This window comes from Streptomyces sp. SPB074 (genome assembly GCF_000154905.1).
GTDB lineage: Bacteria > Actinomycetota > Actinomycetes > Streptomycetales > Streptomycetaceae > Streptomyces.
Map to the genome: position 1 here is coordinate 6,047,092 of NZ_GG770539.1, position 15,838 is coordinate 6,062,929.

Here is a 15,838-nt window from a genome sequence, read left to right on the forward strand (position 1 = left end):
GGAGCGCGCCGACGCGCACGGCCCGGTGACGGTGGACCCGGCGATCGCCGAGGCCGCGGCGGCGCTCGACCCCGACCGGATCGGCCCCGAGGAGGTCGCTCTCGCCCTCGGCCTCGCGGGCATCGGCGACGGCGTGCTCCCCGTCCGCATGGCCCCGGTCCTCGCCGTCCTCCAGGCGCTGCCCCCGCGCCTGGCGGCGCGCCTCCTGCCGGAGGTGATCGGACGGCTGTACCCGGGGGTGGAGGCGCCCAGAGGGCCCCGCCCCCGCGCGGTCCCCGGACGCGGGGCCGCGATTACGCCGAAAGGGTGAGCCGGTCGAACCGGCTCACCCTTTCCACGCGTGCGGCGAAGCGGGCCTCAGCCCTCCTCGTGCGCCACGGCCCGGCGCGCGTCCGCGTCCAGCACTCCCCAGCTGATGAGCTGCTCGGTCAAAACCGAGGGGGACTGGTCGTAGATCACGGCGAGGGTGCGCAGGTCGTCCTGGCGGATGGAGAGGACCTTGCCGTTGTAGTCCCCGCGCTGGGACTGGATGGTCGCCGCGTACCGCTGGAGCGGCCCCGCCTTCTCCGCGGGAACGGTGGCGAGCCGCTCCAGGTCGAGCACGAGCTTGGGCGGCGGCTCGGCCGCACCGCCGGGCGTCGTGCCCGGCAGCAGCTCCTGGACGGGAACCCCGTAGAAGTCGGCCAGCTCGGCGAGACGCTGCACGGTGACCGCGCGGTCACCCCGCTCGTACGAACCGACCACGACCGCCTTCCAGCGCCCCTGGGACTTCTCCTCGACACCGTGGAGGGAGAGGCCCTGCTGGGTGCGGATGGCCCGGAGCTTGGCCCCGAGCTGTTTGGCGTATTCGCTGGACATATAGCTCCCCGGACACTGTGACAATGTGCGGCCCAGCCGCGAAGGCTGGTGACTCACGGTGAGGTTACGCAGCGTGATTTGCCTGCGTCAAGCGGAACCGGTGGACCTCCCTCCCCGGCGACCGGCCGGGGGGAGCCCCGGACCCCGTCCCCGCGCGAGGTGACAGGCGTCACCGGCCCCGGGAGCAGGGGGGTTCCCGAGCTCATTCTCGCCCCTGGTAGCGTGGGGGGCGCAATTCAGACGTCCTTTAAGAGCCGTCCCGTGAGGCGGAGAAGGAGGTCCCTCCATGGACAGCCACACCCCGGGCCACACCCCCGGCGAGGTGCCCGGCGGGCCCCGGCCCGTGCTCGAAGGCCCCGACATCGCCAGGGTGCTCACCCGCATCGCCCACGAGATCGTCGAACGCGCCAAGGGCGCCGACGACGTGGTGCTGCTCGGCATCCCCACCCGCGGGGTGCACCTCGCGGAGCGGCTCGCCGCCAAGCTCGCCGCGATCACTGGGCGCCCGGTGCCCACCGGCTCGCTCGACATCACGATGTACCGCGACGACCTGCGCCTCAAGCCCGCCCGCGCCCTCGGCCGCACCGAGATCCCCGCCGAAGGGCTCGACGGACGCCTCGTCGTCCTCGTCGACGACGTGCTCTTCTCCGGCCGCACCATCCGCGCCGCGCTCGACGCCCTCGGCGACATCGGCCGCCCCCGCGCCGTGCAGCTCGCCGTCCTGGTCGACCGCGGCCACCGCGAGCTGCCGATCCGCGCCGACTACGTCGGAAAGAACCTCCCCACCTCGCTGCGCGAGACCGTCAAGGTGCAGCTCACCGAGGAGGACGGCCGCGACGCCGTGCTGCTCGGCGGCACCGCGCCCCGCTAGCGCACACCCGCAGGCCCCCGCTCGCCCGGACGGGTGAGCAGGCGTGCCCGCACGCCCGCGCGCGGCCGAGTGCCGCCCCGCCGCCGTACCCCCAGACCCTCCCGAGCACGCCCCCAGGAGCCCCGGATGATGCGACACCTCATCTCGGCCGCCGACCTCTCCCGCGACGAAGCCGTCCAGATCCTCGACACCGCCGAGGAAATGGCGCGGGTGGCCGACCGGCCCATCAAGAAGCTGCCGACCCTGCGCGGCCGCACCGTGGTGAACCTCTTCTTCGAGGACTCCACCCGTACCCGCACCTCCTTCGAGGTCGCCGAGAAGCGCCTGTCCGCCGACGTCATCAACTTCGCCGCCAAGGGCTCCAGCGTCTCCAAGGGCGAATCGCTCAAGGACACCGCGCAGACCCTGGAGGCGATGGGCGTCGACGCCGTCGTCATCCGGCACGGCGCCTCCGGCGCCCCGCAGCGCCTCGCCACGACCGGCTGGATCGACGCCGCCGTCGTCAACGCCGGCGACGGCACCCACCAGCACCCCACCCAGGCGCTCCTCGACGCCTTCACCCTGCGCCGCAGGCTCCTCGGCCCCGAGCCGGTCGGCGCCGACCTCAAGGGCCGCCGCGTCACCCTCGTCGGCGACATCCTGCACAGCCGCGTCGCCCGCTCCAACGTCGACCTGCTCCACACCCTCGGCGCCCACGTCACCCTCGTCGCCCCGCCGACCCTGCTCCCGGTCGGCGCCGGGAACTGGCCCTGCGAGATCTCCTACGACCTCGACGCGGCCCTCGGCGAGGCGGACGCCGTCATGATGCTCCGCGTCCAGCGCGAGCGGATGAACGCCGCGTACTTCCCGACCGAGCGCGAGTACGCGCGGCGCTACGGACTCGACGCCGCGCGCATGGCGCGGATGCCGGAGCACGCCGTCGTCATGCACCCCGGGCCGATGGTGCGCGGCATGGAGATCACCGCCGAGGTCGCCGACTCGCCGCGCTGCACCGTCATCGAGCAGGTCGCCAACGGCGTCTCCGTCCGCATGGCCGTGCTCTACCTGCTGCTCGGCGGCCAGGAACCCGCCCCCACCCACAGCCGACCCGCCGCCGTCCAGGCCGAGGAGAAGTAAGCACATGACCTCCGTGAACAAGACCCTGATCCGCGGCGCCCGCGTCCTCGGCGGCGAGAGCGCCGACGTCCTGATCGACGGCGGGACGATCGCCCGGGTCGGCACCGGCGTCGAGGCGGGCGACGCGACCGTGGTCGAGGCCGCCGGGCACGTCCTGCTCCCCGGCCTCGTGGACCTCCACACGCACCTGCGCGAACCCGGCCGCGAGGACTCCGAGACCGTCCTGACCGGCACCCGCGCCGCCGCCCGGGGCGGCTACACCGCCGTCCACGCCATGGCGAACACCTTCCCGGTCGCCGACACCGCGGGCGTGGTCGAGCAGGTGTGGCGCCTGGGCCGCGAGTCCGGCTACTGCGACGTCCAGCCGGTCGGCGCCGTCACCGTGGGCCTGGAGGGCAAGAAGCTCGCCGAACTCGGCGCGATGCACGACTCCGCCGCCGCCGTGAAGGTCTTCTCGGACGACGGCAAGTGCGTGGACGACGCCGTGATCATGCGGCGCGCCCTGGAGTACGTGAAGGCGTTCGGCGGCGTCGTCGCGCAGCACGCGCAGGAACCGCGCCTCACCGAGGGCGCGCAGATGAACGAGGGCGCCGTCTCCGCCGAACTCGGCCTCGGCGGCTGGCCCGCCGTCGCCGAGGAATCGGTCATCGCCCGCGACGTCCTCCTCGCCGCGCACGTCGGCTCCCGCCTCCACGTCTGCCACGTCTCCACCGCCGGGTCCGTCGAGATCGTCCGCTGGGCCAAGTCCAAGGGCTGGGACGTCACCGCCGAGGTCACCCCGCACCACCTCCTCCTCACCGACGAGCTGGTCCGCGGCTACGACCCCGTCTACAAGGTCAACCCGCCGCTGCGCACCGAGGCCGACGTCCTGGCCCTGCGCGCCGGGCTCGCCGACGGCACCATCGACTGCGTCGCCACCGACCACGCCCCGCACCCGCAGGAGGACAAGGACTGCGAGTGGGCCGCCGCCGCGATGGGCATGGTCGGCCTGGAGACCGCGCTCTCCGTCGTCCAGCACGCCATGGTCGACACCGGGCTCCTCGACTGGGCCGGCGTCGCCGAGCGCATGTCCTTCCGCCCGGCCCGCATCGGCCGCCTCGAAGGACACGGCCGCCCGATCGCCGCCGGTGAGCCCGCGAACCTCACCCTGCTCGACCCCGGCTACCGTGGAGCGGTGGACCCCGCCGGGTTCGCGTCCCGCAGCAGCAACACCCCCTACCGGGGCCTGGACCTGCCCGGACGCGTGACCCACACCTTCCTGCGGGGCCGCGCGACCCTCGTCGACGGGACCCTCGCGTGACCTACCTCACCGCCACGGCGGACACCCTGCTCGCCGCGGGGCAGAAGTCCGCCGACGTGACCGACTGGAGCGGCCGCATCGGCTGGATCGCCGGGCTGCTGCTCTTCATCACCCTCGTGTACTGGCTCATGCGCGAGGGCTGGAAGTGGCGCGGCACCCTCCAGTCCGGGCTGCCCCCGCTCCCCGAGGCGCCCGAGGATCCCGCCGAGCCGAGCCACACGCTCAGCGGGCGCTACCACGGCTCCACGACCGCCGGGCAGTGGCTCGACCGGATCGTCGCGCACGGCCTCGGCACCCGCAGCCGCGCCGAACTGAGCCTGCGCCCCGCCGGGCTCACCGTCGAGCGCCCCGGCGCCCGCGACTTCTTCGTCCCGGCCGCCGCCCTGCGCGGCGCCCGCCTCGACAAGGGCATCGCCGGGAAGGTCCTCACCGAGAACGGCCTCCTCGTCGTCACCTGGGCCCACGGGGACACCCTCATCGACTCCGGCTTCCGCTCCGAGCGGGCCGCCGAGCACCCCGCGTGGGTCGCCGCGCTCAACGCCGCGAGCGGCACCCACGCGCAGAACCACCCGACCACCACGACGGAAGGCGCCGCACGATGACGACCTCCACTCAGGGGCGCCCGCAGGCACCCGCTGCCGTACTCGTCCTGGAGGACGGCCGCGTCTTTCGCGGCCGCGCCTACGGGGCCGTGGGGGAGACCTTCGGCGAAGCCGTCTTCTCCACCGGCATGACCGGCTACCAGGAGACCCTGACCGACCCCTCCTACCACCGCCAGGTCGTCGTCATGACGGCCCCGCACATCGGCAACACCGGCGTCAACGACGAGGACCCCGAGTCCCGCCGCGTCTGGGTCGCCGGCTACGTCGTCCGCGACCCCGCCCGGCGCCCCTCCAACTGGCGCTCGCGGCGCACCCTCGACGAGGAACTGGCCGGCCAGGGCGTCGTCGGGATCTCCGGCGTCGACACCCGCGCCCTCACCCGCCACCTGCGCGAGCGCGGCGCGATGCGCGTCGGCATCTTCAGCGGCCCGTCCCTCCCGGGCGACGCCGAGGCCCTGGAGCGGGTCCGGCAGGCCCCCGAGATGAAGGGCGCCGACCTCTCCGCCGAGGTCGCCACCGAGCAGGCGTACGTCGTCCCCGCGATCGGCGAGAAGAAGTTCACCGTCGCCGCCATCGACCTCGGCATCAAGGGCATGACCCCGCACCGCATGGCCGAACGCGGCATCGAGGTGCACGTCCTGCCCGCCACGGCGACCGCCGAGGACGTCTACGCGGTCCGCCCCGACGGGGTCTTCTTCTCCAACGGCCCCGGCGACCCCGGGACCGCCGGGCACCCCGTCGCCCTCATGCGCGAGGTCCTGGAACGCGGCACCCCGCTCTTCGGGATCTGCTTCGGCAACCAGATCCTCGGCCGCGCGCTCGGCTTCGGCACGTACAAGCTCAAGTACGGCCACCGGGGCATCAACCAGCCCGTCCAGGACCGCGCCACCGGCAAGGTCGAGGTCACCGCGCACAACCACGGCTTCGCCGTGGACGCGCCCCTCGACAAGGTCTCGGAGACCCCCTACGGGCGCGTCGAGGTCTCCCACGTGTGCCTCAACGACAACGTCGTCGAAGGGCTCCAGCTCCTCGACCGCCCCGCGTTCAGTGTCCAGTACCACCCCGAAGCCGCGGCCGGTCCGCACGACGCCGCGTACCTCTTCGACCGCTTCACGTCTTTGATGGAGGGCCAGCGTGCCTAAGCGCACCGGTATCCAGTCCGTCCTGGTCATCGGCTCCGGCCCGATCGTCATCGGCCAGGCCGCCGAGTTCGACTACTCCGGCACCCAGGCGTGCCGCGTCCTGCGCGCCGAGGGCCTGCGCGTGATCCTCGTCAACTCCAACCCGGCGACGATCATGACCGACCCGGAGATCGCCGACGCCACCTACGTCGAGCCGATCACCCCCGAGTACGTCGAGAAGATCATCGCCAAGGAGCGCCCCGACGTCCTGCTGCCGACCCTCGGCGGGCAGACGGCGCTCAACACGGCGATCTCCCTGCACGACGCGGGGACGCTGGAGAAGTACGGCGTCGAGCTGATCGGCGCCAACGTCGAGGCCATCAACAAGGGCGAGGACCGCGACCTGTTCAAGGGCGTCGTGGAGGAGGTGCGCAAGAAGATCGGCCACGGCGAGTCCGCCCGCTCGGTCATCTGCCACTCCATGGACGACGTCCTCGCCGGCGTGGACACCCTCGGCGGCTACCCCGTCGTCGTCCGCCCCTCCTTCACGATGGGCGGCGCGGGCTCCGGCTTCGCGCACGACGAGGAGGAACTGCGCCGCATCGCCGGGCAGGGCCTCACCCTCTCGCCCACCACCGAGGTCCTCCTGGAGGAGTCCATCCTCGGCTGGAAGGAGTACGAGCTGGAGCTGATGCGCGACCGTAACGACAACGTCGTGGTCGTCTGCTCCATCGAGAACTTCGACCCCATGGGCGTGCACACCGGGGACTCGATCACCGTCGCCCCGGCCATGACCCTCACCGACCGCGAGTACCAGCGGCTGCGCGACATCGGCATCGCGATCATCCGCGAGGTCGGCGTCGACACCGGCGGCTGCAACATCCAGTTCGCGGTCAACCCCGAGGACGGCCGGATCATCGTCATCGAGATGAACCCGCGCGTCTCCCGCTCCTCCGCCCTCGCCTCCAAGGCCACCGGCTTCCCGATCGCCAAGATCGCCGCGAAGCTCGCCGTCGGCTACACCCTGGACGAGATCCCCAACGACATCACCGAGCAGACCCCGGCCTCCTTCGAGCCGACGCTCGACTACGTCGTCGTCAAGGCCCCCCGCTTCGCCTTCGAGAAGTTCCCCTCCGCCGACTCCACCCTCACCACGACCATGAAGTCGGTCGGCGAGGCCATGGCGATCGGCCGCAACTTCACCGAGGCGTTCCAGAAAGCGCTGCGCTCCCTGGAGAAGAAGGGCAGCCAGTTCGACTTCGCCGGCCCCACCGGCGACAAGGACGAACTGCTCCGCACCGCCGCGCGCCCCACCGACGGCCGCGTCAACACCGTCATGGCCGCGATCCGCGCCGGGGCCACCCCCGAGGAGGTCTTCGACCACACCCGGATCGACCCCTGGTTCGTCGACCAGCTCTTCCTCCTCAAGGAGGTCGCCGACGAACTCGCCGGGGCCCCCGAGCTGACCCGCGAACTCCTCGCCGAGGCCAAGCGCCACGGCTTCTCGGACCAGCAGATCGCCGCCGTGCGCGGCCTGCGCGAGGACGTCGTGCGGGAGGTGCGCCACGCCCTCGCGCTGCGCCCCGTCTACAAGACCGTCGACACCTGCGCCGCCGAGTTCGCCGCGCGGACCCCGTACTTCTACTCCTCCTACGACGAGGAGAACGAGGTCGCCCCGCGCGAGAAGCCCGCCGTGATCATCCTCGGCTCGGGGCCCAACCGCATCGGCCAGGGCATCGAGTTCGACTACTCCTGCGTGCACGCCTCCTTCGCGCTCAGCGAGGCCGGCTACGAGACCGTCATGGTCAACTGCAACCCCGAGACCGTCTCCACCGACTACGACACCTCCGACCGGCTCTACTTCGAGCCGCTCACCCTGGAGGACGTCCTGGAGATCGTCCACGCCGAGCGGCAGGCCGGGCCCGTCGCCGGTGTCCTCGTCCAGCTCGGCGGGCAGACCCCGCTCGGCCTCGCGCAGGCGCTCAAGGACAACGGCGTGCCCATCGTCGGCACCTCGCCCGAGGCGATCGACGCCGCCGAGGACCGCGGCGCCTTCGGCCGCGTCCTCGCCGAGGCCGGACTGCCCGCCCCCAAGCACGGCACGGCCACGACCTTCGCCGGGGCCAAGGCCATCGCCGACGAGATCGGCTACCCCGTCCTCGTACGGCCCTCGTACGTGCTCGGCGGACGCGGCATGGAGATCGTCTACGACGAGACCCGGCTCGCCTCGTACATCGAGGAGTCCACCGAGATCAGCCCCTCCCGCCCGGTCCTCGTGGACCGCTTCCTCGACGACACCATCGAGATCGACGTGGACGCGCTCTACGACGGCGAGGAGCTGTACCTCGGCGGCGTCATGGAGCACATCGAGGAGGCCGGCATCCACTCCGGCGACTCGGCCTGCGCCCTGCCGCCCATCACGCTCGGCGGCTTCGACATCAAGCGGCTGCGCACCTCCACCGAGGCGATCGCCAAGGGCGTCGGCGTGCGCGGGCTGATCAACATCCAGTTCGCGCTCTCCGGCGACATCCTCTACGTCCTGGAGGCCAACCCGCGCGCCTCGCGGACCGTGCCCTTCACCTCGAAGGCCACCGCGGTCCCGCTCGCCAAGGCCGCCGCGCGCATCTCGCTCGGCGCCACCGTCGCCGAACTGCGCGCCGAAGGACTCCTGCCCGCCACCGGGGACGGCGGCACCCTGCCGCTGGACGCGCCGATCTCCGTCAAGGAGGCCGTCATGCCCTGGTCGCGCTTCCGGGACACCTCGGGGCGCGGTGTGGACACCGTCCTCGGCCCGGAGATGCGCTCCACCGGCGAGGTCATGGGCATCGACGCCGTCTTCGGCACCGCCTACGCGAAGTCGCAGGCCGGGGCGTACGGGCCGCTGCCCACCAAGGGCCGCGCCTTCATCTCGGTCGCCAACCGCGACAAGCGCGCGATGATCTTCCCGGCCCGCGAGCTGGTCCGGCACGGCTTCGAACTGCTCGCGACCTCCGGCACCGCCGAGGTCCTCCAGCGCCACGGCATCCCCGCGACCGTCGTGCGCAAGCAGTACGAGGGCGCGGGCCCCGCCGGCGAGAAGACGATCGTCCAGCTCATCCACGAGGGCGGCGTCGACCTCATCGTCAACACGCCCTACGGCACCAGCGGGCGCCTCGACGGCTACGAGATCCGCACCGCCGCCATCGCGCGCGCCGTGCCCTGCCTCACCACGGTCCAGGCGCTCGCCGCCGCCGTGCAGGGCATCGAGGCGCTCGGCGGGGGCGCGACCGGCGTCGCCTCGCTCCAGGAGCACGCGGAACGCCTGAGGGCGGCCCGCACGGAGTCCTAGGCCCCTGAGGCGGTACGAGGGGGGCACCGTTTCCGAGCGGTGTCCCCCTCGCCATGCCCGCCACCCCCTCGCCCGCGGACCCGCCGCCGCCCCAGACCCGCCGCCCCGCGGACCCGCCGAAACAAAAACAACCTCGCCCCGCAGACCCGCCGACCCGACCCGGACGGACCTTTCCGTGTACGCACTCTTCTTCCGCCTCTTCTTCCGGCGCATGGACCCCGAACGCGCCCACCACCTGGCCTTCCGCTGGATTCGCCTGGCCGCCCGGGTCCCGGTCCTGCGCGTCCTCGCCGCCGCCGTGCTCGACCCGCACCCCCGCGCACTGCGCACGGAAACCCTCGGCCTGCGGCTGCACAGCCCCTTCGGCCTCGCCGCCGGTTTCGACAAGAACGCCGTCGGCATCGACGGCATGACGATGCTCGGCTTCGACCACGTCGAGATCGGTACCGTCACCGCCGAACCCCAGCCCGGCAACGAGCGCAAGCGCCTCTTCCGCCTTGTCGCCGACCGCGCCGTCATCAACCGCATGGGCTTCAACAACGAGGGCTCCGCCGCCGTCGCCGCCCGGCTCGCCGCCCGCAGCCCCGCCTTCCGCACGACGGTCGGCGTCAACATCGGCAAGACGAAGCTCGTCCCCGAGGCGGAGGCCGTCGCCGACTACGTCGCCTCCACCCGCCGCCTCGCCGCGCACGCCGACTACCTCGTCGTGAACGTCTCCTCGCCCAACACCCCCGGCCTGCGGAACCTCCAGGCCACAGAGGCCCTGCGCCCCCTGCTCGGCGCGGTACGGGCCGAGGCGGACCGCGCGGTCCCGGACCGCCGCGTACCGCTCCTCGTCAAGATCGCCCCCGACCTCGCGGACGAGGACATCGACGCCGTCGCGGACCTCGCCGTCGAACTCGGCCTGGACGGCATCATCGCGACCAACACCACGATCGCCCGCGAGGGCCTGGGGCTGCGCTCCGCGCCCGCCCTCGTCCAGGAGGGCGGCGGTCTCTCGGGCGCGCCGGTCAAGGCCCGCTCGCTCGCCGTCCTGCGCCGCCTGTACGCGCGCGTGGGGGACCGCCTCGTCCTGGTCGGCGTGGGCGGCGTCGACACCGCCGACGACGCCTGGGAACGCGTCCTCGCCGGGGCGACCCTCGTGCAGGGCTACACCGCGTTCCTCTACCGGGGCCCCTTCTGGGCCCGGGGCATCAAGAAGGGCCTCGCCGCGCGCCTCGCCGCGAGCCCCTACGCCACGCTCGCCGAAGCGGTGGGCGCCGACACCGGGAAGGCCCGCGCATGAGCACCCCCGAGCCCTTCGGCGCCCGCCTGCGCCACGCCATGGACACCCGCGGCGCCCTGTGCGCGGGCATCGACCCGCACGCCGCGCTGCTGCGCGAGTGGGGCCTGAACGACGACATCGCGGGCCTGGAACGCTTCACGCACACCGTCGTCGAAGCCCTCGCGGACCGGGTCGCCGTCCTCAAGCCGCAGTCCGCCTTCTTCGAGCGCTTCGGCTCGCGCGGCCTCGCGGTCCTGGAGCGCGCCGTCGCCGACGCGCGCGCCGCCGGGGCCCTCGTCCTGCTCGACGCCAAGCGCGGCGACATCGGCTCCACGATGGCCGCCTACGCCGCGACCTACCTCGACCCGGCCTCGCCGCTCTTCTCGGACGCCGTCACCGTCTCGCCCTACCTCGGCTTCGGCTCGCTGCGCCCCGCGCTGGACGCCGCCGCCGCATCGGGCGCCGGGGTCTTCGTGCTCGCGCTCACCTCCAACCCCGAGGGCGCCGAGGTGCAGGGCGCGCGGGCGGCGGACGGCCGCAGCCTCGCGCAGGTGATGCTCGGCCACCTCGCCGCCGAGAACGCGGGGGCGAGCCCGCTCGGCTCCTTCGGCGCGGTCGTCGGCGCGACCCTGGGCCGCACGGAGGCGGACCTCGCGATCAACGGACCGCTCCTCGCCCCCGGCATCGGCGCGCAGGGCGCGACCCCCGCCGACCTCCCCGCGCTCTTCGGGGAGCAGGCGCGCCACGTCCTGCCGAGCGTCAGCCGGGGCATCCTGCGCGCGGGACCCTCGGTGGCGGGCCTGCGCGAGGCGGCGGAACGGCTGACCGGGGAGATCCGGGCCGCTCTCGGCTGAGCGCGCCACGCGGTCCGCGCGCCGGGCCCCGCGCGCGCCGCGACGTCGACCCGGCGGGCCCCGGATCGCGCCGCCGGGACGCCGAACTCCGGTGCCCGCGCGGGGAAAGCTCGGCGCCGCGCCCCGAAAACTGGGATGTTTTGCCCTAAATATCCCCGCCAACCTCAGCTGACCTGGACTTTTCCGCTGTTCTCGCTGACTCGGGCCCTCTGTGCCGCTAGTCTCCGTCGAGAGCGGACGAGCGCCGATTCCGGTTCGCCTGCTCACCCGGTGGTGAGACCCAACGGTCGCACCGGTCCGTATCCGACAAGTTCGACATCCGAGGTGACGTAGGCGTGGCTCTTCCGCCCCTTACCCCTGAACAGCGCGCAGCCGCGCTCGAAAAGGCCGCCGCGGCTCGCCGGGAGCGGGCCGAGGTCAAGAACCGGCTCAAGCACTCCGGTGCCTCGCTCCACGAGGTCATCAAGCAGGGCCAGGAGAACGACGTCATCGGCAAGATGAAGGTCTCCGCCCTCCTTGAGTCGCTTCCCGGCGTCGGCAAGGTCCGCGCCAACCAGATCATGGAGCGTCTCGGCATCTCCAAGAGCCGGCGCGTGCGGGGTCTCGGCTCCAACCAGATCGCTTCCCTGGAGCGGGAGTTCGGCAGCACCGCGGCCTGATCGCGGCGGAGTGCCGGGGGCCACGCGCCCCCGGTGCTCCGGCACCTCCGTCCCCGGTGAGCCGCCGGGGCTGGAATAATCGCTTCATGGCTGCTTCAACCCCGGGGACGTCCCCCGCAACGCCCCCGGACGCTCGTCCACGGCTGACCGTGCTCTCAGGGCCCTCCGGGGTCGGCAAGAGCACCGTCGTCGCGCACCTGCGCAAGGAACACCCCGAGATCTGGCTCTCCGTCTCGGCCACGACCCGCAAGCCCCGCCCCGGGGAGCGGCACGGGGTGCAGTACTTCTTCGTCTCGGACGAGGAGTTCGACAAGCTCGTCGCCAACGGCGAGCTGCTCGAATGGGCCGAGTTCGCGGGCAACCGCTACGGCACCCCGCGGGCCGCCGTCACCGAGCGCCTGGAACGCGGTGAACCGGTCCTCCTGGAGATCGACCTCCAGGGCGCCCGCCTCGTGCGCGCCTCCATGCCCGAGGCCCGCCTCGTCTTCCTGGCCCCGCCGAGCTGGGAGGAACTGGTCCGCCGTCTCACCGGGCGCGGCACCGAGGAACCCGAGGTCATCGAGCGCCGCCTGGCCGCCGCCCGGGTCGAGCTCGCGGCGGAATCCGAGTTCGACGTCACCCTCGTCAACACCGCGGTCGAGGACGTCTCCCGCGAGCTGCTAGCCTTGACATCCGTCTCATGATTTCTTTTTCCCCCGTCGGAAGGCAGAGCGTGTCCTCTTCCATCACCACGCCCGAGGGCATCATCAACCCGCCGATCGACGAGCTGCTCGAAGCCACGGACTCGAAGTACAGCCTCGTGATCTACGCGGCCAAGCGTGCTCGCCAGATCAACGCGTACTACTCCCAGCTCGGCGAGGGCCTGCTGGAGTACGTCGGCCCTCTCGTGGACACGCACGTCCACGAGAAGCCGCTCTCGATCGCTCTCCGCGAGATCAACGCGGGCCTGCTCACCTCCGAGGCCACGGAGAACCCGGTCCAGTGAGCCCCGGGCCGTCCGGCCCGACCGGACGGCCTCCACCACGGGCCCGGCAGCACCGCTGCCGGGCCTGTGTTTTGTGAATGGGGGAGAGTGATCACGCGGTGCGCGCACCGGGCCACCGCGACCAGGCGGCGTGCCCGCGCGGCGCGTGCCCGACGAGCCGGGAGCGAACGGTGACGAAGCCGAGGGTTGTGCTGGGCGTGAGCGGTGGGATCGCCGCCTACAAGGCCTGCGAGCTGCTGCGGCGGCTCACCGAGACCGGCCACGAGGTACGGGTCGTGCCCACCGAGGCCGCCCTGCACTTCGTCGGCGCCGCGACCTGGGCGGCCCTGTCCGGGCAACCGGTGAGCACCGAGGTGTGGGAGAGCGTCCACGAGGTCCCGCACGTCCGCCTCGGCCAGCAGGCCGACCTGGTGATCGTCGCCCCCGCCACGACCGACCTCCTCGCCAAGGCCGCCCACGGCCTCGCCGACGACCTCCTCACCAACACCCTCCTCACCGCCCGCTGCCCCGTCGTCCTCGCCCCCGCGATGCACACCGAGATGTGGGAGCACCCCGCGACGCGGGAGAACGTCGCGACCCTGCGCCGCCGCGGCGTCCACGTCATCGAGCCCGCCTCGGGCCGCCTCACCGGCGCCGACACCGGCAAGGGCCGCTTCCCCGACCCGGCCGAGATCTTCGCGTACTGCCGCCAGGTCCTCGCGCGCCCCGACGCGCCCCACGACCTCACCGGGCGGCACGTCCTCATCAGCGCCGGCGGCACCCGCGAGGCCCTCGACCCGGTCCGCTTCCTCGGCAACCGCTCCTCGGGCAAGCAGGGGTACGCCCTCGCGCGCACCGCCGCGGCCCGCGGCGCCCGCGTCACCCTCGTCGCCGCGCACACCGACCTCGCGGCCCCCGCCGGTGCCGACGTCGTGCCGGTGTCGAGCACCGCCGAACTGCGCGAGGCGCTGCTCGCCGCCGCGCCCGACGCGGACGCGGTGGTCATGGCCGCCGCCGTCGCCGACTTCCGGCCCGCCGCGTACGCGCCGGGGAAGATCAAGAAGAAGGACGACGCCGAGCCCGAACCGCTCGCCCTCGTCCGCAACCCCGACATCCTCGCCGAGCTCTCCGCCCACCGCGCCCGCCCCGGGCAGCTCGTCGTCGGCTTCGCCGCCGAGACCGAGGACGTCCTCGCCCACGGGCGCGCCAAGCTCGCCCGCAAGGGCTGCGACCTGCTCGTCGTCAACGAGGTCGGCGAGACGAAGACCTTCGGCGCCGAGTCCAGCGAGGCCGTCGTCCTCGGCGCCGACGGCAGCGAGACCCCGGTGCCGTACGGGCCGAAGGAGGGCCTCGCGCACACCGTGTGGGACCTCGTCGCCGCCCGGCTGGGCTGACCGGGGCCCGCCCCCGCCGCCGTGTTGCGGTCGTGCGACAGGCGGCCGCGCAATCCGGCGCGGCCTCTGGCGCCGCGCGTGGCCCGCAGCCGACAATGCCCCGACAACGCGGTGCCGCAGATCACAGGGCTCCCGAAAGGCGAGACACCCCGACCGGCGGCACCGCGTGACCGATAAACTGGCGGGGAACCGTTTCGGGTGCAGCTCCCGGACGGTTCACCCATGATCAGCCAGCAGCCGCTGCAACCCCAGGGAGCGTTGTGTCCCGTCGCCTGTTCACCTCGGAGTCCGTCACCGAGGGACACCCCGACAAGATCGCTGACCAGATCAGCGACACCATTCTGGACGCCCTGCTGCGCGAGGACCCCACCTCGCGCGTCGCCGTCGAGACCCTCATCACCACCGGTCTCGTGCACGTCGCCGGGGAGGTGACCACCAAGGCGTACGCCCCGATCGCCCAGCTCGTGCGCGAGAAGATCCTGGAGATCGGCTACGACTCCTCGAAGAAGGGCTTCGACGGCGCCTCCTGCGGGGTCTCGGTCTCCATCGGCTCGCAGTCGCCCGACATCGCCCAGGGCGTCGACACGGCCTACGAGAGCCGGATCGAGACCTCCGCCGCCGGTGACGCCGTGGACGAGCTGGACCGGCAGGGCGCCGGGGACCAGGGCCTCATGTTCGGCTACGCCTGCGACGAGACCCCCGGCCTCATGCCGCTCCCCATCCACCTCGCGCACCGCCTCTCGCGGCGCCTGTCCGAGGTGCGCAAGAACGGGACCATCCCCTACCTGCGCCCCGACGGCAAGACCCAGGTCACCATCGAGTACGACGGGGACAAGGCCGTCCGCCTCGACACCGTGGTCCTCTCCTCGCAGCACGCCTCCGACATCGACCTCGACCAGCTCCTCACCCCGGACATCCGCGAGTTCGTCGTGGAACCGGAGCTCAAGGCCCTCCTGGACGACGGCATCAAGCTGGAGACCGAGGGCTACCGGCTCCTCGTCAACCCGACCGGTCGCTTCGAGATCGGCGGCCCGATGGGCGACGCCGGACTCACCGGGCGCAAGATCATCATCGACACGTACGGCGGCATGGCCCGCCACGGCGGCGGCGCCTTCTCCGGCAAGGACCCGTCCAAGGTCGACCGTTCGGCCGCCTACGCGATGCGCTGGGTCGCGAAGAACGTCGTCGCCGCCGGTCTCGCCGCCCGCTGCGAGGTCCAGGTCGCCTACGCGATCGGCAAGGCCGAGCCGGTCGGTCTCTTCGTGGAGACCTTCGGCACCGCCAAGACCGAGGTCGACAAGATCGAGCACGCCATCGCCGAGGTCTTCGACCTCCGCCCGGCCGCGATCATCCGGGACCTCGACCTGCTCCGCCCGATCTACTCCAAGACGGCCGCCTACGGGCACTTCGGCCGTTCGGAGCCGGAGTTCACCTGGGAGCGGACGGACCGCGTCGACGCGCTGCGCAAGGCCGCGGGCCTCTAGCCGGCAGCCTCCCCGGCCCCGGG

14 protein-coding genes and 1 pseudogene are annotated in these 15,838 nt (G+C 72.8%); 14 read left to right on the plus strand and 1 reads right to left on the minus strand.

Going from position 1 to position 15,838, the window contains the following annotated elements:
* Window positions 1-310: pseudogene (locus SSBG_RS25650) on the plus strand (hypothetical protein); the annotation flags it as partial.
* Window positions 311-357: 47 nt separating this feature from the next.
* Here the strand turns inward: SSBG_RS25650 and bldD are convergent.
* Entirely contained in the window at window positions 358-858 is a 501-nt protein-coding gene (gene bldD / locus SSBG_RS25655; RefSeq protein WP_007829306.1) for a transcriptional regulator BldD, read from the minus strand.
* Window positions 859-1,144: 286 nt separating this feature from the next.
* On the opposite strand from bldD, the gene pyrR reads away from it, so the two are divergent.
* The 13 genes from pyrR (at window position 1,145) to metK (ending at window position 15,815) form a co-directional block, all read left to right on the plus strand.
* A complete protein-coding gene (gene pyrR / locus SSBG_RS25660; protein WP_008748966.1) occupies window positions 1,145-1,729 on the plus strand; it encodes a bifunctional pyr operon transcriptional regulator/uracil phosphoribosyltransferase PyrR in 585 nt (194 codons plus the stop codon).
* A gap of 126 nt (window positions 1,730-1,855) precedes the next feature.
* Window positions 1,856-2,845, plus strand: a complete 990-nt coding sequence (locus SSBG_RS25665; protein ID WP_037870634.1) for an aspartate carbamoyltransferase catalytic subunit — start codon at window positions 1,856-1,858, stop codon at window positions 2,843-2,845.
* Between the two features lie 13 nt (window positions 2,846-2,858).
* Window positions 2,859-4,145 carry a dihydroorotase gene (locus SSBG_RS25670; protein WP_037871936.1) on the plus strand — a complete coding sequence of 429 codons (1,287 nt, stop codon included), beginning with the start codon at window positions 2,859-2,861 and terminating at the stop codon, window positions 4,143-4,145.
* A complete protein-coding gene (locus tag SSBG_RS25675; RefSeq protein ID WP_008748969.1) occupies window positions 4,142-4,747 on the plus strand; it encodes a hypothetical protein in 606 nt (201 codons plus the stop codon). The genes SSBG_RS25670 and SSBG_RS25675 overlap by 4 nt, the downstream gene beginning before the upstream one ends.
* Entirely contained in the window at window positions 4,744-5,889 is a 1,146-nt protein-coding gene (carA, locus tag SSBG_RS25680) for a glutamine-hydrolyzing carbamoyl-phosphate synthase small subunit (RefSeq protein ID WP_008748970.1), read from the plus strand. The genes SSBG_RS25675 and carA overlap by 4 nt, the downstream gene beginning before the upstream one ends.
* On the plus strand, window positions 5,882-9,196 hold the full coding sequence (carB, locus tag SSBG_RS25685) for a carbamoyl-phosphate synthase large subunit (protein ID WP_008748971.1): 3,315 nt from the start codon (window positions 5,882-5,884) through the stop codon (window positions 9,194-9,196). The genes carA and carB overlap by 8 nt, the downstream gene beginning before the upstream one ends.
* Window positions 9,197-9,371: 175 nt before the next feature.
* On the plus strand, window positions 9,372-10,481 hold the full coding sequence (locus tag SSBG_RS25690; RefSeq protein ID WP_008748972.1) for a quinone-dependent dihydroorotate dehydrogenase: 1,110 nt from the start codon (window positions 9,372-9,374) through the stop codon (window positions 10,479-10,481).
* Window positions 10,478-11,314 (plus strand): orotidine-5'-phosphate decarboxylase, encoded by an 837-nt coding sequence (gene pyrF / locus SSBG_RS25695; protein ID WP_008748973.1) that lies wholly within the window; start codon window positions 10,478-10,480, stop codon window positions 11,312-11,314. Before SSBG_RS25690 ends, pyrF begins: the two co-directional genes overlap by 4 nt.
* A gap of 335 nt (window positions 11,315-11,649) precedes the next feature.
* On the plus strand, window positions 11,650-11,973 hold the full coding sequence (locus SSBG_RS25700; RefSeq protein WP_007829338.1) for an integration host factor: 324 nt from the start codon (window positions 11,650-11,652) through the stop codon (window positions 11,971-11,973).
* 86 nt (window positions 11,974-12,059) lie between these two features.
* The gene (gene gmk, locus SSBG_RS25705; protein ID WP_008748974.1) at window positions 12,060-12,656 is read left to right on the plus strand and encodes a guanylate kinase; all 597 of its coding nucleotides are present in this window, start codon (window positions 12,060-12,062) and stop codon (window positions 12,654-12,656) included.
* Window positions 12,657-12,685: 29 nt separating this feature from the next.
* The gene (gene rpoZ, locus SSBG_RS25710) at window positions 12,686-12,958 is read left to right on the plus strand and encodes a DNA-directed RNA polymerase subunit omega (RefSeq protein ID WP_008748975.1); all 273 of its coding nucleotides are present in this window, start codon (window positions 12,686-12,688) and stop codon (window positions 12,956-12,958) included.
* Between the two features lie 188 nt (window positions 12,959-13,146).
* Entirely contained in the window at window positions 13,147-14,331 is a 1,185-nt protein-coding gene (coaBC, locus tag SSBG_RS25715) for a bifunctional phosphopantothenoylcysteine decarboxylase/phosphopantothenate--cysteine ligase CoaBC (RefSeq protein ID WP_078491413.1), read from the plus strand.
* Window positions 14,332-14,591: 260 nt separating this feature from the next.
* Window positions 14,592-15,815, plus strand: coding sequence for a methionine adenosyltransferase (metK, locus tag SSBG_RS25720; protein ID WP_008748977.1), 1,224 nt, complete (start codon window positions 14,592-14,594; stop codon window positions 15,813-15,815).
* The last annotated feature ends 23 nt before the right edge of the window (window positions 15,816-15,838 follow it).